A 20,597-nucleotide genomic window follows, 5' to 3' on the forward strand; every position below is an offset into this window, starting at 1 on the left:
GACGTCACGTCTCCGGCGGCGGCACCGCGCCGGTACGGCTGGTGATCAGGCCGTAATGCTCGATGCGGCGGTGCTGCGCGAAATTGAAGATCGTGGTCTTGCCGAAGGTGGTGGCATCGAGGTCGCAAGGATGGACCAGCAGTTCGTCCTCCTCCGTCTTCGCTTCGGCGACGATCTCGCCGTTGGGATCGACGATCAGGCTGCCGCCGAACAGCGGGTGTCCGTCCTCGTTACCGGCCTTGGCCACCGCGACAACCCAGGTCGCGTTCTGATAGGCGCCGGCCTGCGCCGAGAGGCGGTTATGGAACAACCGTTTCTCGACGCCTTCATCGCTCCTCTCCGCATTCACCGACGGCGTGTTGTAGCCGATCAGCACCATCTCGACGCCCTGCAGGCCCATCACGCGATAGGTCTCGGGCCAGCGCCGGTCGTTGCAGATGGCCATGCCGATGATGCCGCCCAGCTCGCGCCAGACATTGAAGCCGAGATCGCCCGGCTCGAAATAGCGCTTCTCCAGATGCTGGTGCGAGCGCTTGGTGTCGTATTCCACATGGCCCGGCAGATGGATCTTGCGATATTTGCCGACGATCTTGCCGGATTTGTCGGTGAGAACAGCAGTGTTGAAATGATGCCCGTCCGGCGTCAGCTCCGCATAGCCGAAATTCATCGCCATCTGGTGCTGCGCCGCGCGCTCGAACAACGGTTTCGTCGCCGCGTTCGGCATCTCGCGCTCGAACCAATTGTCGAACTCGGCCCGGTCCTCCACGTACCAACGCGGAAAGAAGGTCGTGAGCGCCAGTTCCGGATAGACGATTAGGTCGGCGCCCTTGCTCTTGGCCTCATCCATCAGCGCGATCATGCGCTTGACCACGGCCTCGCGGCTGTCCGCTTTCTGGATCGGGCCCATCTGGGCGGCGGCAACATTGACGATACGCATCAGCGATTTCCTGGTGATGTCTTTGAGCTAAGCTACAGTTTCAAGCACGTGCCGGCGCGCGCAGCATAACGCAGCATCGCCCGGACTTGCCAGCCGGCGCCTGCACATCGGCATCGTGTGCGCTGCACGCTCCATCCTCATGTCTGCTCCTCATCCGCAATATCGAGACCGTGGTCCAGCGCGTCCAGAAGCTGCCCGGCCTCATGCTCGGAAATCACGAGTGGCGGCGCGAGGAACAGGGAAGTCTGCTCGCCGCTGGTCCCGATCACGGCGCCCGCCTCCAGCGCCCGCTCCGCGACGCGCGAGGCAATCGGCACCTCGGTGGTGTCGGCATGCCAGGAGCGCCAGTCCGGCCCGTGCAACTCCACGGTCCAGTGCAGCCCCTGCCCCGCCAGGCGCTGCACGCTTGGATGTTTCTGCGCGATGGCCAGAAGGCGGCGGGTGAACAGCTTTTCGAGACCCCTGACGTGCTCCAAAATCTCGTCATCGCTGATGACTTTCAGATAGGCGCTGACGGCAGCCATGCTGATGGGATGCCCGCGCAACGTGCCGTAATTCTGCCAGCTCGTGCCCTTGAGCCGCTCGACGATGTCTTTCGACACCACGACCGCGGCAACCGCCGCCGCGCCACCGCCGAGCGATTTTCCGAGCGTCACGATATCGGGACGACTTTCGGCTCCCTGGAACGCGAACCAGCGCCCGGCACGGCCCGCACCAGTCACCACTTCGTCGGCGATCCAGTAGGAGCCGGCCTGCCGCGCGCACCGCGCCACCTCGTCCTGATAGGCGCCATCGTAGTAGATGCCGCCTTGCGTGTAGTCGATGATCGTCGCTGCCGTATCCGAAAGCAGGCGCGTGGCATCGGCCAGATATTCGCTGGGGGGAACATTGTTGGCCGGCGCGCCGTAGATCGCGCCCTGCGGCGCCGGCAATATCCGCACCGGCGCCATCGGCGCCGGCAGCTTCGAGCCGCCTGAGTGCACCGCGAGGCCGCCATGCCATTGCGGCTGCACGGTCATGCTGCGCGACAGGCCCGTAATGCCGTGATAGGCGCGTTCGCGCGTCGCCAGCGCGGACCGCTGCGTCAGGGCCTGACAGAGCGACAGCGCCATGTCATTGGCCTCGCTGCCGCTGATGCAGAAGCGCACCGCACCGACCCAATCGTCTTCGCCCTTGAACGCGGTGGCCATCAAGTCGTCAGCCGCCTGCTCGCGGCCGACCCAGGTCCAGCCCTCGTTCACGACGGGCGTATCCGCGGCGCGGCGGATCGCCTCCACCATCGCGGGATGACGATGTCCGAGACCGCCGCCGGTGTTGCTGCCGTCGATGAGCTTGCGACCATCCGAGAGATGAAAATAGACGCCCTCGCCGCCGACCACGTCCATGGGCGCGCTGTCGCCGGCATTCAGCCCGGTTCGCAACAATCTGCTCATTGCAATCCCCTCATTCCGCAGCCTCGGCGCCGTAGCCACCGCCACCACAGGTCTCGATCGTGACGAGATCGCCTTGCTGCAGCACCAGGTTCGACTTGCCGTCGATCGCGACGTTCGCGCCCTGCCGGATCAGCGAGATGCGGCAGGCCTTGCCGGGCTTACCGCCCTGCATGCCGAACGGCGCCATCACCATGCGCTCGATGCAGGTGGTCAGATGGATTGAGGGTGCCAGGATGCGATAGCTACGAATGACGCCGTCCCCGCCGCGATGGGCGCCCGCGCCGCCGGACTGCCAGCGAATGGCCTGCTGCTCGATTTGGATCGCGTAATTCGCCTCGATCACCTCGACCGGCGTGTTTGAGGTGTTGGACAGATGCACCCGCGTCGCCGAGATGCCGTCGCGATCATGCCGCGCGCCCTCGCCACCGCCGTGCACCTCGTAAAGCATCTTCCACGAACCGTTCTGCCGCGGTTCGGCGAAGAAGAGGACGCCCGCCGTGGTCGCCCCGCCCGCAGACAGGCGCTCCGGAATAGTGTCCTGCATTGCCCGAAAAATCGCATCGACGATGCGCATCGAGGTCTCATGATTGCCGGCAGCAACCGAGGCATTCCAGCCCGGCTCCAGGATCGAGCCAGGGCGCGTGATGATGGTCAGCGGCCGCAACGCGCCCGCGTTCTGGTTCATGTCGCGCCCGCTCATGATGCGCGCGGCATAGGCCACCGCCGAGCGCGCCATGAACGGCGTCGTGTTGCAGAAATTCGAGACGCGGTCGCAGCTTCCTGAAAGATCGAAGGTCGCTTCGTCGCCGGCGATGGTGATCTTGACATGAATGCGCGCGGGCGCGTCGTCGACGCCGCCGTCGTCCAGATAGTCCTCACCCTCGTAGACGCCATCAGGCAGATCGCGCAACGCCTCGCGCATCTCGATTTCGGAGAGATCGTGCAGGCGCGACTGCGCCGCCGTGAAGACCGCCTTGCCGTGCTCGCGGCAGAGCTCGACGATGCGCTTCTCGCCGGCTTTCGTTGCGGCGATCTGTGCGAGAAGATCGCCCTCGCAGGATTCGGGATCGCGAACATTGGCCTTGAGCAGCTGCACGATCGACGTATTGACGCCGCTTGCCGTGGCGATCAGAACCGGCGGAATGCGCATCGCCTCCTGGAAGGTGTCGATGGCTTTCGCAAAATAGCTGCCGGGCCAGGTGCCGCCGATATCGGGCCAGTGTGCGAGGCTGACCGCGAACGCGACGATCTCGCCATCGACGAAGACGGGCCGCACGACCTTGACGTCGTTGAGATGATTGCCGCCGAGCGGGCCGACATTGTAGATCAATGCGTCGCCGTCGTTCAGGCTGTCGCGCGGCACCACTTTCAGCAATTCGAGGACCGTGTAGGCCATCGCGCCGAGATGGATCGGGATGTCGCGGCCCTGCCCGACCAGGTCGCCGCGGGCGTCCGTGATCGCCGACGACAGGTCGCCGGCCTCGCGCAGCAGCGGCGAGCGCGCCGAGCGCGTCATCACCAGGCTCATTTCCTCGGCGGCGGCCGAAAGCCCGTGCCGGATGACTTCGACGACGAACGGATCGAGCTTCATGCGGCCCCCCGCGTCAGGAACAGATTGCCTGAAACATCAGGCCTCGCCTGCCAGCCGGGCGGGACCACCACGGTCGACCATGCGTCTTCAATGATGGCCGGGCCGCTGACGATTTCGGTCAGCGAGGCACGGTTGATGATGCTTGTGGCGATGTCGTGAAAGCCATCGAACGAGCAGATGCGCTCGCCTTTGGAGACCGTTCTGACCGCGATGGCCGGCCGGCTCACGACGGTCGTCGATGGACGGCGCGCCTGCACCCGCACGGACTCGATGACGCAGCTCTCGCCCGTCGCATAGCCGAACAGCTCGTGGTGCCGGGCCAGAAAATCCTTCTTCAGCGTGATGACGTCGAGCGGTCGCGCGAACGGCACCGGAATGGCGTCGTTCTGCGCCGCGTAGCGCATCAAGGCCACCAGCTCGATCTGAATCTCGGTCGCGGCAACCCCGTTGGCGATCAGCGGCGCCGAGGCATCGTCGATCAGCACCCCGATCCGCTCCGACACACGGGCGAGGTCGATGCCATCGAGCGCAGCGCGCAGAGTTTGCTGCTGGAGGAAGCTGAAATCGGCAGTGAGACAGCCCAGTGCCGAAAACGCACTCGACGCGCTGGGAACGACGACCTCGGCAATCCCGTAGAGATCTGCAAGGCCCGCGGCATGCATCGGGCCACCACCGCCAAAGGCGAGCAGCGTGCAGTCGCGCCCGTCGATGCCGCGCTCGACGGTGACGCGGCGGAGCGCGCGCGCCATTGTCGCGTTCGCGACCTTGATGATGCCGAGCGCGGTTTCGGTCAGGCTCAGCCCCAGAGTGCGCGCGATCGGCGCGATGACATCACTGGCTGCCTTGATGTCAATTCCGATCCGGTCGCCGAGTTTGGCGTCCGGATTGAGATAGCCGAGCACGGCGTTGGCATCGGTGATGGTCGGCTCGGTACCGCCGCGGCCGTAGCAGGCCGGTCCAGGCTCGGAGCCGGCGCTTTCCGGTCCGACCGTCAGGCCACCGGAGCCGTTGCGCACGATCGAGCCGCCGCCCGCCCCGATCGAGTGCACCGCGAGCATCGGCTGGCGCAGCGGCTTGTCGCCGAGCATGCGGCCGTCGGTCATCTCGGCCTGACCGTCGACGATCAGGCACACGTCGGTCGTGGTGCCGCCCATATCGAACGTCAGCATCCGGGACGTGCCGAGCTGGCGCGCGATGCTGACCGATGCGGAGACGCCGGCCGCGGGGCCCGACATCGCCATCACCAGCGGCCGCCGCTTCACGGCCGAGATCGGCACCATGGCGCCGGCCGAATGAAACACCTGCAGGCCGGGACCGATCGGCAGCCGCAGCTCCAGTTCGCTGAGATATTCCACCGCAATCGGCATCGCCGCGGCGTTGAACACGGTCGCCGAAGTCCGCTCGTATTCGCGCGCCTCGGGATTGACCTCGTGCGACAGCGAGACGTGGGCAACGACGCCCTTGAGCCGCTCGCCGAGCATCTTCTCGTGCACCGGATTGGCATAGGCATGCAGCAGCGCGACCGCGACACTCTGCACGCCGGTCCCCTTCAGCCAGGCCACCAGACGCTCGATCTCCGCGTCATCCAGCGCCTTCAGCACCCGGCCCTCGTGATCGAGGCGCTCAGCAAGCCCGAAGCATCGTTCCGGCGGCACCAGCGGCAGCGATTTTGGCGGGACGTCGAGACGATAGAGATCGCGGCGGCGATAGCGCGCGATCTCCAGCACGTCGGCAAAGCCTTCGGTCGCCACCAGTGCCACTTTCGGCAGCCGTCCTTCGACGATGGCGTTGGTCACGCGCGTGGTGCCGTGGACGAAGCGCTTGACCTCGCTCTTGCGCAGGCCGACCGCCTCGATCGCCTCCAGCATCGCCTGAACCGGAGCTTGAGGTCGCGACGGCACCTTCGCGATCCGTGCCTCCGCGGGGGAGTGTCGGATCGCGATGATGTCGGTGAAGGTGCCGCCGATATCGGTGCCAACTTCCCAGTGATTTTCGTCAGTGCTCATGTGTGGGTCAGCTGCGGACGACATTCGAACCGGACGCCGGGTGGTTCCCGTCCTTCGCGAGGTTCAATCGCAAACCGAGAGCGCTCATCATCATCCCCTGTCATGCCACCGCTTGCGAGCGTGGGACAGAGCGATGGCCTCGGGATAGGGCCAGAGTTGTCGCAATGCACTGGACCAGCCCGCGACCGGCGCGGCGCGGCGAGGCACATTTTAGTGCAGCCCTGCCCGCATGGAGAGCACGTCGGTGTGGATCGTTCGACGCGACATAAGTGCGGCGCACCACGAATTTTCCCGGACGAAACACCACATCCGCTGCAGCGCAATCCACGCGCCCCGCACGCACTGTCTAATTTGCAGGCGATCGACCGGCCCTACGGACCATGCGATTGCTTATGAGCTATGCATGGCAGTCGGCTCAGCCTCTCTTTATTGTACGATCAGTAAGCGGTGGTTTTGCCCGCTCCGGCTCTCAGGCCGCGAAGGACGGACGCAGGCGGCGCCAGCCGATGATGATGCCCGTGATGGAGAACAGAAAGCCAAGGGAGCAGAGCCCGACGACCAAGCCGTCGCGCAGCAACGGATGCGCGACGAGAACCGGAAAATCCAACGTATGCAGCGCGCCGTAGAACCAGCGATAAGCTCGCCGCGATGAATCCAGCCTTTGCAGCAAATTGCCGTCGGCGCCGTCGATGTCGAACCAGAGGTCACCGCAATACGAGCGGTAGACCGGGGCGCCCGGGACAGTGGACCGCGCGGGATAGTTGTCGTCCTCGGCAAGTACAGACGGACCGCCGCAGCCGGCCGCGAGGCGCGCGGTCAGCCCCTGGACCTCGTGCACATCCAGAGATCTCGTTGGTCCATCGCGGGGCGCATCCCCTGCCTCGATCAAGGTCTGACCGGCAAGGGCGATCCGATCCCGCCGATAGAGATTGCCGTTGAAGGCAAACCATTCGATCTCACGGGCCGACGGCGATACAGGCTGCCGATCGAACGATGGAGCCGTCGTCCAGTTCGGTGAGGCGTTCATCACGCGTGATTCAGCGGAGATCAATTGCCCACGCGAGAACAGCCGCCCGTGATCCATGGAGAGCCAGCCGCTGAAAATCCAGGTCAGCACGAACACCATCGCCGCGAGGCCGATGAGATGATGCAGCGCATGCCAGCCGCGACAGGGCGAGCCGATCAGACCGCTTCGAGGTTTGATCCGCGCAAGGCCGAGCACAGCGCCCAGCAAGGCCGCGATCAGGGCCAGCAGCGACAAGGTCCAGACCACGCGATCCCACAGCGACCAATTGCTTCGCAGGATCGTTGGATAGATCCAGTGCAGCACGCTGCCGACGAGATTCCAGGTCCGCTCGCTGCGCGTCGTATCCAGGACGATCTCGCCGGTGAGCGAGGAGACATAGACCTCCGTTCCAGCGGCGTCGCCCAGGGCAACCCGAAACAAGGGCCGGTGGCGGTCAAAGCCGTTCGGCACGCTCCATTGGTCATAGTCCGCGCGCGCAAGGATTGCGGCCCGCGCGGCATCCAGCCCGCGGCTGCGCGCGTGGTCTCGCGCGATGGCCAGCGCGACGTCGGAAGATGCGACCGAGGCGCCGGCTCCGTCGGAGGCACGCACTGCGCCCGCGCGCGACGGCCCCGAGACGACATAGACCGGTCCGTCACTGCGCTGGATCAGGCGAACGCGAGTCGCATCAGCAATGCCGCTCGCGGCCACGGCATCGGCGACCGCAAGCTGCCTCGTCTCGGCGCCATCCAGCGGCCCAAGCCCGGCGAAGCGTTCCGCTTCCGTCAGAGACGGAAACGGAACGAAGTGCATCACGATTCCCGTCGCGAACCACATCGCGAACAGCAGGCAGAACGCGATCCCGAGCCATCGATGCAGCAGGACGATCGCGCGCATCATCGATCAGCATCCTACCATTTGAATGCGGCCGAGAGTTCATAGGTGCGCGGTGCACCCAAGAGGATCTGGTCGGGATAGAACGGATCGCCCCAGATCGCATAGCGCTTGTCGGCGATGTTGCGCACCCGGAAAGTCAGGCGAGCCTGGTCGACCGCGTTGAACACCGTCTTCGGGATGTCGACGAAGGCATAGACGTCCGCGACAGTGTAGGCCTTCATCGTCACGACATTCGCATCGGTGTTGTAGCGGTCGCCGACGTGACGGCCGGTGACGCCGACTTCCACGGGCCACGGCGTGAAGAACCGATACGACGCTCCGGCATTCGCCACGACGCGCGGCACGTTCGGCGGCGTGTTGCCGGAGAACGAGCCGCCGACAAAATTAAAGTCGGCGTAGCGCGCATCGACATAGGCGATGTTGCCCCAGAGACGCAGGGGACCGATCGGACGCACGGACGCGGCAAGCTCGACGCCCTTCGATTCCTGCCGTCCGGCAAGGTTGAGCTGCATGCCGCCGGCCGCGGCATAGACGTTCTTGCGCAGGATGTCGTAGGCCGAGAACGACCACTCCGCCCGGTTGTCCCAGAACAGGTGCTTGACGCCGGTCTCGTAGGTGCGCGCGGTGGTCAGGTTCAGCGGATCGGTCGGATTGAGCAGGAAGATGTTGTTGGCCGAGATGTCTGCGCCGGTGGCGTATTGGCTGAAAAAGGTCAGGCCCGGTACGGCTTCCCAGGTGTAGCCGATACGGCCCGTGGTCGGGACCCAGGATTGCGAGAACGGGAAGTTCGCCTTCTCCAGACCGAACTTGTCGGTCGAATTGCGGTCGAGCCCGATATGCTCGACGCGCAGGCCGCCGACCAGCGCAAAGGTCCGTGTCAACTTCAACCGGTCCTCGAACGACAGCGCCTCATTGTCGATGCGCGCGGTCTGCTGCTGAATGGTGAGCAGGCCGTAATAGCCGCGAGGCGGATCGACCAGCGGAACGGAATCGCCGGGGAAATTTGCGGCGCCCGGCCTCACGAAATCAAGGTAGCTTGAGGAAAGCGTCGTGACCAAACGGTTGTCAAAGCCGGCGATATTCGCATCCCAGATCAAATCGGTGACGTTGCCGACCAAGCGTTGGCTGTGCGCGACATAGAAGCGCTCACGATCGACCATGTTGGTCCCGGAATTGAACGCCTCGATCTCATTGTTGAACCATGTGCGCTCAGCTCCGTAAGCATAGGCTTGACTTTTCAGCGTCAGGTCGGGCGCCAGATTCAGCTCGAAACCGCCGCGCAGCCACACCTCCTTCGCTACGTTCCTGTTGTCGAGGACGTTGTAGTTAGTATTGAAGGTGCGGTCGTCGATCGTGACGGCACCGAGATCGGTTTTGTTGTAGTTCGAGACGTAATTGCCGGAAACGATCCCCGTCGTCGCATGCGAGCCGCTGAAGGCAATCGGCACCAGCGGCGCACCCCAATAGGCTTTCGAGCGATCTTCCCGATACTCGATCGCGCCCCAGACCTTGAGGCTGTCGGAGATGCGGTAGTTGAGCTGGCCGGAGACATTGAGCGTCTTGGTGTTGGTGTCGTCGGCAAAGCCGTTGAGCGAGGAACGGCTGACGTCGAAGCGGTAGTCCAGCCCCTGCACATTGGTGCTGCCGCCCGAGCCGTAATGCGCCCGGAACGAGTTCAGCGAGTCCCAGGAGAAATCCGCCTCGTTCCGGATCGGACCGGTGTGCGGCTGCTTGGTGACGAAGTTGATCGCGCCGCCGGCGGCGCCCTCGCCTGACATCAGTGATGCCGGACCCTTCAGGAATTCGACAGCCTCCAGATTGGCCGTGTCCATGATCCGCGAGGTCATGTTCTGCGGACCGATCTTGATGCCGTTGTAGAGCGTGTTGATCTGGCTGTTGGTGAAGCCGCGCATGGAGAAAGCCGAAGGCTCGGCCGGATTGTCGCCGGCTGTGACGCCCACCGCTCCGTGCGCGACGTCGGAGACTGTGCGGTAGCCCTGCTCGCGCATGGTTGCGGCCGAGATCACCTCCACGGTCGCGGGTGTTTCTCGCACGGTCAGGCCGAGGCGCGAAGCGCTTTCGGCGACGGCATTGGTGTTGAGCGGCGTCTGTGCCGCCGTGGTCGGCACGACGGGCTTGGGCACTGCGGATGCAGTCCCCGGCCGGCGCGCTGCTGCGCGGCGTGAGCTCTGCGCGTCCCGTCCGGCCGGGCTGGACTGCCTGCGGGATTGTGGCGCCGACACCTCGACGGGCGGCAGTGGCTCGCGGGCCTGCTGCGCCAAGGCCGCTGGCATGTCGATGGCGACGAAAGATGTGAGAGCGGCGGATGCCAGTAGGAAACGGCGTGGTCGTACGATACGAAGGGAATACACGGTCTTGGACCTCGGAGTGACGTCAGTGGCACGTCACCGCGAACCAGGGTCCCATCGTCCGGCTTGCAGCCTTCCGATGAAGCCGAATGTCTGTACTCCCCGACCGACATCTTCGCGTGTGACCACGGCTGACGGCAGGTCTCCTGGCTCGCGGGTCAGTACCTTGCATCGCCTTCCCGGGACCGAGATACCCAGTGGCTCGTGACGCAAGATTCGCCGCTTACAGTTGCGGGGGCAGCCACGGCATTGGGGACAAACTCCCCGCACCGCATTCCCTTTTCATCCCCTCTCGGGGAAACCGTCGCGAGCATCTAGGATTACGATCCAGACAGAGTCAATGTGCCAGTTGCGGCGTTATTGCCACAACGACCAGTTTCCTTGGAGATAAGCATGGGAGGCGAGACCTTCCTCTGGCTGATACGGCACGCGCCCGTCGATGGCGTCGCGGGGACGATCCATGCGGCCGACGCACCGGCCGATCTCGGCGCTCGGGCGCAGCTGGAGGCACTGCGGCAGCGCCTGCCACGGGACGCCGCGAGCTATGCGAGCCCGTCGCGGCGCACCGTCGAAACGGCCCGCGCGCTGGGGCTCGAGCCGCTGCAGCTGGACGAATTCAGCGAGCAAGACTTTGGCGACTGGACCGGCCGTCGGCATGACGAACTCGCCGCGACCGGTGGCGAGGCCTATGCACGGTTCTGGAGCGATCCGGCGCGCGGACGGCCGTCCGGCGGCGAAAGCTTTGAGGAACAGGTCGCGCGGGTCCGCCTGGGTTTGTCGAAGATCGGCACCGGGGCCGCAACGCTCGTCGTGCATTCCGGCACGATCCGGGCGGCGCTGTGCATCGCGCTCGACCTGACGCCACAAGCGGCCCTGCGCTTCGTGATCGATCCGCTGTCGCTGACCAGGATTGACCGGCTCGCGACCGGCTGGCGCGTCGTCTCCGTCAATCAGCGGACGATTTGATCAGGCCGGACGATCAGGCACATTGGCCTGCGCAAAGGTCGCCATGCCGTTGTGGAGCGCGCAGGCCGACCGCACAAGCGGCAGCGCGATGGCCGCGCCCGATCCTTCGCCGAGCCTGAGATCCAGGCTGATCAGCGGCTGCACGTTCAGCGCGCGGAGCACCAGCCGATGCCCCTGCTCCGCCGACTGGTGCGAGGCCAGCAGGAACAGCTGGCACGAAGGGTTGAGCCGCACCGCCGCCAGCGCCGCGACCGACACGATGAAGCCGTCGATCAACACGGGGATGCGGTGCTGTGCAGCCGCGATAACGGCACCGCAGATGGCGGCGATCTCGAGACCGCCGACGGCGCACAGGATCTTTTCGGGCGCAGCGCCCGCAATGTCATGGCGTGCGATTGCAGCGTCGATCACCCGCGCCTTGTGCGCACGGCCGGCCGCGTCGATGCCGGTACCGCTGCCCGCGATCTCCGCGGCGCTCACGCCGAGCAAGCCGGCCGCGATCGCCGCCGATGTCGTGGTGTTGCCGATGCCCATCTCGCCGAAGATCAGAAGATCGGGCTGCCCGGCCTGTGCGCGCGTCACCGCACGTCGGCCGGCTTCGAACGCAAATGCCAGCTCCGTGGGGGTGAGCGCAGCTTCGACGCTGAAATCGCGCGTACCGCTGCGCGGCTTGTCGGTCACGATTCCAGCCATCTCCTCCTGCGCCAGCGTGCCGGCGTCGACGACCTCCAGGCTGGAGCCCAGCTCACGCGCCAGCACCGAGATTGCGGCACCGCCGGAGGCGAAGTTCGCCAGCATCGCGATCGTCACTTCCTGCGGATAGGCCGAGACGCCCTGCGCGACGATGCCGTGATCGCCGGCGAAGATGATGATCGGCACCCGCGCCGCGCGCGGCTGCTCGGTTGCTTGCAGGCCCGCAAGCTCGATCGCGAGCTGCTCGAGCCGGCCGAGCGCGCCGGTCGGTTTCGTCAGTTGCGCCTGCCGCGCCACCGCCGCCCCGCGATGGACTGCGGAGATATCGGGGCATTGTTGGGTGACCCATTCGGGGAGCATGCTGCCTCGCTTGCCTCACAGCCTGCGCTTGAGGATGTAACTGTCCATGATCCAGCCGTGCCGTTCGCGCGCCTCTTGCCGCACGGCGACGATGCGCGGGCCGATCTCGGCCAGCGCGCCGGACATCACGATCTGATCGGGCATGCCGAGATAGGCCCCCCACCAGATGTGCAGGCCCGCCGGATCAAGCGACTGGAACGCCGTGCCGCCGTCGAGCATCACCACCACGGTATCGACACCTGCCGGCCAACCGCCATCGCGCAAGCGGCGTCCGGTCGAAACTAGAAAGGGCTCGCCGATGTCGTTGAGCGGCAACGCATGCGCCGCACACAGCGCCTGGATCGAGGTGATGCCGGGCACGACCTCGATCTTTGGCGAGGGATTGAGCCGCCGCGCAATGCGCAGCGAGGAATCATAAAGCGAGGGATCGCCCCAGATCAGCAGCGCGACCTTGCCCTCTCCTTCGAGATGATCCCCGATCGTCTGCGACCAGACGGCGGCCACGGCATCATGCCAATCGTCCACGCCCTTGCGATAGTCCGCTTCAGCGGCGTCCCGCACGGGCAGATCGAACTCGGCAATGCGGGTCGTGTCGCTGGTGAGCAGATCGGCGCAGATCGTCCGCCTGAGATCGGCGAGGTCGGACTTGGCCGTCCCCTTGCGGGGGATCAGGACGAGATCGGCCGCGTTGATGGCAGTAATCGCGGCACGCGTGAGCTGCTCGGGATCGCCGCAACCGATGCCTATCAGAGAGAGCGTGAGCATGGTGGCTGCGAAGGGCGGCCATCATGGCCGCCCGTTCGCTTGTCTCTAGGCCGCGCTGTGCAAACGCGGCGTGACGAGGCCGGGCGCGGTGACGCCGCGCAGCGACTTTGCCAGCGCAAGCACGCCGAGATCGGCGAGCGGCTCAATCACGATGACCAGCGCATAGGACGCCGCGAAGGTCGCGATGTTGGCGAGGTTGGTCGCGCCGAAGCCGGAGCCATAAATCGCCCAGAACGCCACCCAGGCGATGACGCCCGCCTGATAGGTCGTCGAAAGCGCCAGCGCCTGGCGGTACTTCAGATCGACATAGGCCGTGTTGCTCGAAATGATCCGCGTGGCGATCGCCTGGATTCCGAACAGCGGCACCAATAGCGTGGTGACGTTCATGCCATATTGCGGCAAGTCGGGCGGCTCGAAGAAGATGCCCTGGAACAGCAGGCCAAACGCGAGGCCGAAGGCCGCAGGCGCCGCGCCAAACAGCAGGAACAAGGTCGAGCCGAGGATGAAGTGCACTTCGGAGACGCCGACCGGGAAGTGCGGCAGGATCTCGAAGAAGATAAACACAAGTCCCGTGGTGGCGAGCGTCCGCGCCGCGAACGACGTGATGCCCTGCTCGCGCACGGTCTCAACCGCGAGCTTCAAGGCAACGCCGCCGACGGCAATGCCGGTTGCATAACTCAGCACGAGCTTGGCGTCCGAGACTAGTCCGGGTTCGATATGCATGGCTCAGATCCTTCTTGCCGTCACACCCGACGGCCTTGGCCTCAAAACATGCACGGCCGGTCTCCTGGCTCGCGGTTCACTGGGAGTCTCCGGCCTTCCCGGGCCTCGCGGCCCAGTGGCTGATCGAAGTCCCTCACCGCTTACAGTCGCGGGGGCGGCTGGGGTTTTGGGCGCCGCAACTGGGTCCGCCCATCCCCATTCCCGATTATGCTCCGGCGCTTTGCGCCGCATCGAGCACCATGCGTCTCCTGTGTGCCTCTTTCGCCGGCCGGGCGTCAAGGGGCGACGGGCGGACGAGGCGGTCATGACGGATAATTCCCCGCCAGCGCGCCGAACAGGATGACGGCCGCCGTGGAGGCCGCTCCGCCCCGCGCAAGCTGCTCTGCAAGTTCCGAAATGGTGGTGCGGACCAGCCGCTCATCGGGACGGCCGAGCGATTCGGCAAACAACGCCGGCGTGGTTGGGGCGAGCCCGTGCTCGATCAATTTGACGACCAACGCCGGAAACGTCCGCCGGCCCATATAGACCACGGTCGTCGCCTCCGGATCGGCCAGCGCCGCCCAATTGAGATCTGGCGGCAGCTCGCCGGTGACGTCCGCCCCGGTCACGAACTGCACGCGGCGCGAGGTGTGACGCCGGGTCAGCGGAATGCCGGCTTGCGCGGCGGCGACACAGGCCGAGGTGACGCCGGGAATGATCTCGTAGCCGATGCCCGCTTCACGCAGCGTCTCGAGCTCCTCCTCGAGCCGGCCAAAGATGCCGGCATCGCCCGACTTCAACCGGACCACGCGCGCGCCTGTCACGGCATAGTCGACCAGCAGGCGGTTGACATGGTGCTGCTTGGTCGAGGCCCGCCCTGCCCGCTTTCCCACCGCGACGAGATTGGCGCCGGGCCGGGCCAGATCGAGGATCGCGCCTGAAGCAAGATCGTCATAGAGCACAACGTCGGCCTCGCGCAGCCGCGCTGCACCCTTGAGCGTGAGCAGCTCGGGATCGCCGGGCCCGGCGGAGACAAAGGAGACAAAACCGCTCACCGGTCCTCCGCGATCAGATGGAAGAACGTGCCGGTGGCTTGTCCCCGCCGCGAGCCGGTCTCGGCAATGACCGCACCTGTCGCGTCGTGCACGACCGCCAGCGCCGTGTCGGGCTGCGCGACTATGGTCGAATAGTGGAATTCATGGCCACGCAGGCGTGCACCCGCCTGATGACCCGGCATCGGCGCGGCGAGCTCGGCCAGACGATAGCCCAGATGCATGCGGCGCTTGGCAAAGCTCGTCTCCAGGCCGAGCAGGCCCGTCATCTCGTGGCTGATGCCATCGGCGTCGGTCAAAGCGGTGCCCAGCACCATATAGCCCCCGCATTCGCCGTGCACCGGGCGCGTCTCGGCGAAGGCGCGCAATCCGCTGCGGAAGCGCGCATTGGCAGCGATCCTGCCGGCCTGCAGCTCGGGATAGCCGCCAGGCAGCCAGCACACATCGGCGACCGGATCAGGGGCTTCATCGGCGAGCGGCGAGAATGTCGAGATCTCCGCACCCGCCGCGCGCCACGCTTCCAGCATGTGCGGATAGACGAAGGAGAACGCGGCATCACGGGCAAGCGCAATGCGCTGGCCGGGCGGCGTCACGTTGACGCCGCTTGCGGCAGGTTGCGGCGACCAGGTGGCCGCCGAACGCAGCACCGCGTCGAGATCGACATGCTCGGCAACGAAGCGCGCGGCCTCGTCGATCAGCTTGCCGATTTCCGCCTGCTCCTCGGCCTGCACCAGTCCGAGATGCCGCTTCGGCAGGCTGATCTCGGCATGGCGCGGCAGCGCGCCGAATACGGCGATGCCGGCATCCAGCAGCGCGCGCCGCACGAGGGCTTCGTGGCGCGGGCTGGCAACGCGATTGAGCACGACGCCTGCAAGGCGCACACCGGGGCGGTAGTCGCGAAGGCCCGCCGCGATCGCGGCCGCCGTTTGTGCCTGTCCTGAGGGATCGATCACCAGCAGCACCGGCCAGTCCAGCATCTCCGCGATGTCGGCGGTCGCCCCGGTGCCGCAGACGCCACGCGCGGCGACGCCGTCGAACAGACCCATCGAGCCTTCGGCCAGCACGACATCGGCGTCAATGCCGCGACTGACGAGATGCGAGATTGTCCCGCGATCCATCGCCCAACTGTCGACATTGACCGAGGCGCGTCCCGTCGCGGCGGCATGAAACGCGGGATCGATGTAATCGGGGCCGCTCTTGAAGCACTGCACCCGCAATCCGCTGTTGCGCCAGGCGCGAGCAAGCGCCAGCGTCAGTGTGGTCTTGCCGACGCCGGAGGCCGGCGCGGAGATAACGAGCCCTGCCGCCATCACGACACCTCCGGAAAGCGCGGCTCGGCGCCGACCGGCCGATTGCGGCGGTCATAGTCGGCAGCATAGAGACGGCTCTCGGAAAAATCCGCCGAGCCCAGCGTCTTGCCGACCAGGATCAACGCGGTGCGCTCCATCTCGCCCCCGACCGCAGCGTCGAGTGTTGCGAGCGTGGCGCGGATGATGCGCTGCTCGGGCCAGCTCGCACGCCAGACGATCGCGACCGGGCAATCCGCGCCATAATGCGGCGTCAGCTCAGCGACGACCTTGTCGAGCAGATGAATCGACAGATGGATCGCGAGCACCGCGCCGGTGGCGGCGAAGGCGGCAAGCTTCTCGCCTTCGGGCATCGCGCTGGCGCGGCCCGGCGTGCGCGTCAGCACCACGGTCTGGGCAAGGCCGGGCAGCGTCAGCTCGGCCTCCAGCGCAGCCGCGGCGGCCGAGAAAGAGGGAACGCCGGGCGTGACCGTGTAGGGAATGTCGAGCGTGCGCAGGCGGCGGAGCTGTTCGCCCATCGCCGACCAGATCGAGAGATCACCGGAATGCAGCCGCGCAACGTCCTTGCCATCGGCATGGGCGGCGGCGATCTCCGCGACGATCTCATCGAGCGACAGCGGCGCGGTGTTGACGATCCGCGCCCCGGGCGGGCAATGCGCCAAGACGCCCTCGGGCACAAGTGAGCCAGCATAGAGGCAGACCGGACAGGCGGCGATGAGATCGCGGCCGCGCAACGTCAGCAAGTCAGGAGCGCCTGGCCCTGCCCCGATGAAATGCACCGTCATGCGCCGTCTCCTTCCGCGATCGCCGCGGTCGCGGTGCGATCCTGCGAGACCACCCGCGTCGCAATCAATCGCGCGCGAGGTCCGGCCGCTGCGAGCGCCGCCGCCTCGGCAACCGATCCCGTCCCGAACTTTTCCACGACGAGCTTTGACTGCGTCGGCGTGTCGATGCCAACAAGCATTTCGGCGGCAACCGCCTTGATCGGCAAGCCGCATTCGCGCGCGAGCTGCTTCAACACCTCCTCGTCGGCCTTATCGCTGACCGTCGCCACTGCTGCGAGGCCTTCGGGACCACCGGCCGCCAGAAGCGCCTCACGCAGCGAGGCCAGCGTGACGTCCCGCTTGAATCCGAGCCCGGCGACCTTCATCGGACCGCGCTCCATTGCACCACGGGCCGCACGGCCTCCCAGGACCGGTAGCGGCCGAGCGAAGCGGCATGCGCAATCTCGACCCGCATCAATTCGCCGCCCTGGCGCTGGTGCAGCTCACCGAGCAACGCTTCCGTCTCCAACGTTACTGAATGCGCGACCAGCCGCGTACCGGGCGAGAGCCGCGGCCAGATGGCGTCGAACATCGCGATGTCGAGACCGCCGCCGATGAACACGGCGTCAGGCCCGTCCAGCGTAGCAAGGGTTTCAGGCGCTTTTCCCGCGATGACTGTGATCCGATGTGCCAACCCGAACGCCGTCGCATTGCTGCGAATGTTCGCTGCGCGATCCTCGCGCGCCTCGACGGCGATCGCGGTGCCCCCGCACAGCGTCCACTCGACCGAGATCGAGCCCGAGCCCGCACCGATGTCCCATAGCCGTTCACCGGGACGCGGCGCCAGCGCCGAAAGCGCGAGCGCACGGACCGGACGCTTGGTGATCTGGCCGTCATGGACGAAGAGTTCGTCCGATAGTCCCGAGCTGTGGGGGATGCCCTGCGCGCCCGCCGCCTCAACGGCTACCGCGACCAGATTTCCGGCAAGATCGCCTGCGAAGCTGTCGGCGCGATGCGCGTTGATCCTTTCGCGCGGCCCGCCAAGCGCAGCGAGTGTCCAGAATGCCGAGGCACCCCATCCGCGCGCCGTCAGCCATTTCGCGAGATCGCCTGCCGCCTTTGCGTCGCGCACGAGACAAATGATGCGTGCCCCTCGCGCCAGGTGTGGCACGAGACGCTCGAATGGCGCGGCGTGGAGACCGAGACAGGCAACGGATTCCAGACGCCAGCCAAGCCGCGCAGCAACGAGCGAGAATGTCGAGGGAGCCGCATACGCGATCCATTCGTCGCCATGGAGCTTCTCGGCGAGGCTCGCGCCGGCCCCGTGCCAGAACGGATCGCCGGAGGCGAGCACCGCCGTCGGGCGACCACGGCAGCTCAACACGATTTCTGCATCGAACGGCACCGGCCATGGACGGCCGCGCCCGGTTATGCCGGCGAGTGCAAGATGCCGTTCACCGCCAAAGACAGTTTCGGCATCATCGAGCGCCTTTCGGCTTGCCTCGGACAGCCCGGCAAGGCCATCTTCGCCGATACCGATGATGGTCAGCCAGGGATCAGCCATGACGCGCGCCCTCATTCTGGGCGGAACGGCCGACGCGAGCCTGCTCGCGGCGGAGATCGCGCGCGCCGGCGTCGATGCCGTGTATTCCTATGGCGGCCGCACCCGCGCGCCCGCCGGTCAGCCGTTGCCGACGCGGATCGGCGGTTTTGGCGGCGCAAGCGGACTTGTCGATTACATTGGTCGGGAACACATCACGCATGTAATCGACGCGACGCATCCCTTTGCCGCCGAGATGAGCCGCAATGCGGTCGCGGCATGTGCGGAAACCGGCACGCCGCTGATCGCTCTCGAGCGAGCGCCGTGGACCAAAGCGCCCGGCGACAACTGGATCGAAATACCTGATGTCGACGCCGCGGTCACCGCACTGCCTGAAGTGCCGGCAAATGTGTTCCTCGCCATCGGCCGCCAGCACATCGCGCCGTTCGCGACCAAGCCGCAGCACGCCTACACGCTGAGATTCGTCGATCCGCCCGATGCGCCGCTGCCCTTCGCCGCGGACGTCATCGTGTCGCGTGGGCCGTTTACGCTTGAGGGCGAACTGGAGATGCTGCGCGCGCGAGGCATCACCCGGATCGTCGCCCGCAATTCCGGCGGCGACGGCGCGCGCGCCAAGATCGACGCCGCCCGCAGGCTCGGCCTGCCCGTGATCATGATCTCGCGGCCGCAACTGCCGGAACGCTTGCGGGTCGAGAGCGTGGCCGAGATCATGCAGTGGCTCGGTCATCGGGCCTGCCTCGGCGCATAGACCCAGCGGCCGACGCGGCGTGTCTGCGAGTTGCCGACGATCACCAGCGTGCGCATGTCGGCCATCTCGGGCCGGGCTTCGTTCAGCCTGACGGTCTCGATCTTTTCGTCGGCGGCGCTGATCGCGCGCGCGAAAATCACAAGACGGTCGCCACAGCCGGCCTCGTTCAGCACCGCGAGCGCACGGCCAAATCCTTCCGGCCGGCTCGCCGAGCGCGGATTGTACATCGCGATGGCAAAATCGGCTTCCGCGGCGAGCCGCAGGCGCTTCTCGATCACCGCCCACGGCTTGAGATTATCGGAGAGATTGATCGCGCAGAAATCATGGCCGAGCGGTGCGCCGGCGCGCGCGGCAGCCGCCAGCATCGCAGTGACGCCGGGCAGCACGCGGATCGGCAGCTCCTGCCATTGCGGCGCCTGTTCGAGCGCCTCGAACACGGCGGACGCCATCGCGAAGACGCCGGGGTCGCCGGAGGACACGATGACGACTTGGCCGCCTTCGGCCGCGAGCCGCAGCGCCTCGCTCGCGCGCTGCAGCTCTTCGCGATTGTCGGAAGGATGCAAAGTGAGCCCTGCCCGCGCTGGCACGCGCGCGACATAGGGCGCGTAGCCCAGAATGTCGGTCGCGGCGGCAAGCGCGGCGGAGACCTCGGGCGTCACCAGCGCAGCGCTGCCCGGGCCGAGGCCAGCGATGGTCAGCGTGCCCGTCATTCGGCGGCGTCCGGATGCCGGCCCTTGCCGTGCACGAGCACGATCGCAAAATAGGGGCAGTCGGCGGCGTCGATCTCCGCAAGCCGCACCACGCGCTCGCCCGGCATGGTGCCGCGCTCGACCAGCCACGCATCGTCCAGCCGTCCGGCGGCAGCGAGCGCGCGGCGCACTTTCGCGAGATTGCGCCCAGTCTTCATGATCACGAGCGCATCGGAATCGCGCATGCGGCGTTCGAGCTCGTCCTCGGCGAGCGTGCCCATGAGCACCGTCGTCACGTCGTCGCCGAGCGCAATCGGCTGTCCCACGCCATTCCAGCAGCCGACCATGCCGGGAATGCCGGCGATCACCTCGATCTCGACGCGGCCCTGCAGGCGCATGTGCAGATGCATGAAGGAGCCGTAGAAGTAAGGATCGCCCTCGCAGAGCACGACGACGTCGACCGCGCGCGCCAGCCGCGCCAGTCGCTCCGCCCATTCGTCGTAGAAGCCGGCAAGCAACTGGACATATTCAGGCGTGTCGAAGGCGATCTCGGTCGTAACAGGATATTCCATCGGATATTCGGTGACGTCGGCAGCCAGCATGCCCTCGACGATGCGGCGCGCCTGGCCGGGCCGGCCCTTTTTGCGGAAATAGGCGACATGCCTCGCGCCGCGCACCGTGCGATCGGCGCGCACGCTCATCATATCAGGGTCACCGGGGCCGAGACCGCAGCAGATGATGCGTCCCATCG

General features: G+C 66.3%; 18 protein-coding genes and 2 riboswitches. Of the genes, 2 read left to right on the plus strand and 16 right to left on the minus strand.

The window, feature by feature from the left end; genetic code table 11:
• Positions 1-4: 4 nt before the first annotated feature.
• The 6 genes from IVB36_RS33005 to IVB36_RS33030 all read right to left on the minus strand — a co-directional run bounded on the left by IVB36_RS33005 (position 5) and on the right by IVB36_RS33030 (position 10,242).
• Positions 5-937, minus strand: coding sequence for an N-carbamoyl-D-amino-acid hydrolase (locus IVB36_RS33005; RefSeq protein WP_018458680.1), 933 nt, complete (start codon positions 935-937; stop codon positions 5-7).
• 137 nt (positions 938-1,074) lie between these two features.
• Positions 1,075-2,370, minus strand: a complete 1,296-nt coding sequence (locus tag IVB36_RS33010) for an aminotransferase class III-fold pyridoxal phosphate-dependent enzyme (RefSeq protein WP_018458679.1) — start codon at positions 2,368-2,370, stop codon at positions 1,075-1,077.
• A gap of 10 nt (positions 2,371-2,380) precedes the next feature.
• Positions 2,381-3,961: a hydantoinase B/oxoprolinase family protein gene (locus IVB36_RS33015; protein ID WP_018458678.1), complete on the minus strand. Its 1,581-nt coding sequence runs from the start codon at positions 3,959-3,961 to the stop codon at positions 2,381-2,383.
• Positions 3,958-5,967 (minus strand): hydantoinase/oxoprolinase family protein, encoded by a 2,010-nt coding sequence (locus IVB36_RS33020; RefSeq protein WP_018458677.1) that lies wholly within the window; start codon positions 5,965-5,967, stop codon positions 3,958-3,960. Before IVB36_RS33020 ends, IVB36_RS33015 begins: the two co-directional genes overlap by 4 nt.
• 469 nt (positions 5,968-6,436) lie before the next feature.
• Entirely contained in the window at positions 6,437-7,873 is a 1,437-nt protein-coding gene (locus tag IVB36_RS33025; RefSeq protein ID WP_018458676.1) for a PepSY domain-containing protein, read from the minus strand.
• An 11-nt stretch (positions 7,874-7,884) separates the two neighbouring features.
• The gene (locus IVB36_RS33030; protein WP_026233635.1) at positions 7,885-10,242 is read right to left on the minus strand and encodes a TonB-dependent receptor; all 2,358 of its coding nucleotides are present in this window, start codon (positions 10,240-10,242) and stop codon (positions 7,885-7,887) included.
• Between the two features lie 115 nt (positions 10,243-10,357).
• Positions 10,358-10,560, minus strand: a riboswitch (cobalamin riboswitch).
• 72 nt (positions 10,561-10,632) lie between these two features.
• Here IVB36_RS33030 and IVB36_RS33035 point away from each other — a divergent pair.
• Positions 10,633-11,205 carry a histidine phosphatase family protein gene (locus IVB36_RS33035; RefSeq protein WP_018458674.1) on the plus strand — a complete coding sequence of 191 codons (573 nt, stop codon included), beginning with the start codon at positions 10,633-10,635 and terminating at the stop codon, positions 11,203-11,205.
• Here IVB36_RS33035 and cobT read toward each other — a convergent pair whose 3' ends face one another.
• From cobT to IVB36_RS33075, 8 genes are all read right to left on the minus strand, one after another.
• Positions 11,206-12,258: a nicotinate-nucleotide--dimethylbenzimidazole phosphoribosyltransferase gene (gene cobT, locus IVB36_RS33040; protein ID WP_247300151.1), complete on the minus strand. Its 1,053-nt coding sequence runs from the start codon at positions 12,256-12,258 to the stop codon at positions 11,206-11,208. It lies immediately after the preceding gene.
• Between the two features lie 15 nt (positions 12,259-12,273).
• Positions 12,274-13,023, minus strand: a complete 750-nt coding sequence (gene cobF, locus IVB36_RS33045; protein ID WP_018458672.1) for a precorrin-6A synthase (deacetylating) — start codon at positions 13,021-13,023, stop codon at positions 12,274-12,276.
• A gap of 45 nt (positions 13,024-13,068) precedes the next feature.
• Positions 13,069-13,746 carry an energy-coupling factor ABC transporter permease gene (locus IVB36_RS33050; RefSeq protein WP_018458671.1) on the minus strand — a complete coding sequence of 226 codons (678 nt, stop codon included), beginning with the start codon at positions 13,744-13,746 and terminating at the stop codon, positions 13,069-13,071.
• 36 nt (positions 13,747-13,782) lie between these two features.
• Positions 13,783-14,003, minus strand: a riboswitch (cobalamin riboswitch).
• A gap of 45 nt (positions 14,004-14,048) precedes the next feature.
• Positions 14,049-14,780 (minus strand): uroporphyrinogen-III C-methyltransferase, encoded by a 732-nt coding sequence (gene cobA, locus IVB36_RS33055; protein ID WP_018458670.1) that lies wholly within the window; start codon positions 14,778-14,780, stop codon positions 14,049-14,051.
• Complete coding sequence (locus IVB36_RS33060) at positions 14,777-16,087, minus strand: cobyrinate a,c-diamide synthase (RefSeq protein ID WP_018458669.1); 1,311 nt, start codon at positions 16,085-16,087, stop codon at positions 14,777-14,779. Before IVB36_RS33060 ends, cobA begins: the two co-directional genes overlap by 4 nt.
• Positions 16,087-16,869, minus strand: coding sequence for a precorrin-4 C(11)-methyltransferase (gene cobM, locus IVB36_RS33065; protein ID WP_247394378.1), 783 nt, complete (start codon positions 16,867-16,869; stop codon positions 16,087-16,089). Before cobM ends, IVB36_RS33060 begins: the two co-directional genes overlap by 1 nt.
• Positions 16,866-17,234, minus strand: a complete 369-nt coding sequence (locus IVB36_RS33070; RefSeq protein ID WP_018458667.1) for a cobalamin biosynthesis protein — start codon at positions 17,232-17,234, stop codon at positions 16,866-16,868. Before IVB36_RS33070 ends, cobM begins: the two co-directional genes overlap by 4 nt.
• The gene (locus IVB36_RS33075; protein WP_018458666.1) at positions 17,231-18,412 is read right to left on the minus strand and encodes a bifunctional cobalt-precorrin-7 (C(5))-methyltransferase/cobalt-precorrin-6B (C(15))-methyltransferase; all 1,182 of its coding nucleotides are present in this window, start codon (positions 18,410-18,412) and stop codon (positions 17,231-17,233) included. The genes IVB36_RS33070 and IVB36_RS33075 overlap by 4 nt, the downstream gene beginning before the upstream one ends.
• On the opposite strand from IVB36_RS33075, the gene IVB36_RS33080 reads away from it, so the two are divergent.
• Positions 18,411-19,157: a cobalt-precorrin-6A reductase gene (locus tag IVB36_RS33080; protein ID WP_018458665.1), complete on the plus strand. Its 747-nt coding sequence runs from the start codon at positions 18,411-18,413 to the stop codon at positions 19,155-19,157. The two genes, IVB36_RS33075 and IVB36_RS33080, sit on opposite strands and share 2 nt — an antisense overlap.
• On the opposite strand, the gene cobJ is transcribed toward IVB36_RS33080, so the two are convergent.
• Together cobJ and IVB36_RS33090 are read right to left on the minus strand one after the other, a co-directional pair.
• Positions 19,133-19,867 carry a precorrin-3B C(17)-methyltransferase gene (cobJ, locus tag IVB36_RS33085; RefSeq protein ID WP_018458664.1) on the minus strand — a complete coding sequence of 245 codons (735 nt, stop codon included), beginning with the start codon at positions 19,865-19,867 and terminating at the stop codon, positions 19,133-19,135. The genes IVB36_RS33080 and cobJ overlap by 25 nt on opposite strands.
• On the minus strand, positions 19,864-20,595 hold the full coding sequence (locus tag IVB36_RS33090; RefSeq protein ID WP_026233633.1) for a precorrin-2 C(20)-methyltransferase: 732 nt from the start codon (positions 20,593-20,595) through the stop codon (positions 19,864-19,866). Before IVB36_RS33090 ends, cobJ begins: the two co-directional genes overlap by 4 nt.
• Positions 20,596-20,597 lie beyond the last annotated feature (2 nt).

The organism is Bradyrhizobium sp. 35 (assembly GCF_023073215.1).
Lineage (GTDB): Bacteria > Pseudomonadota > Alphaproteobacteria > Rhizobiales > Xanthobacteraceae > Bradyrhizobium > Bradyrhizobium canariense_D.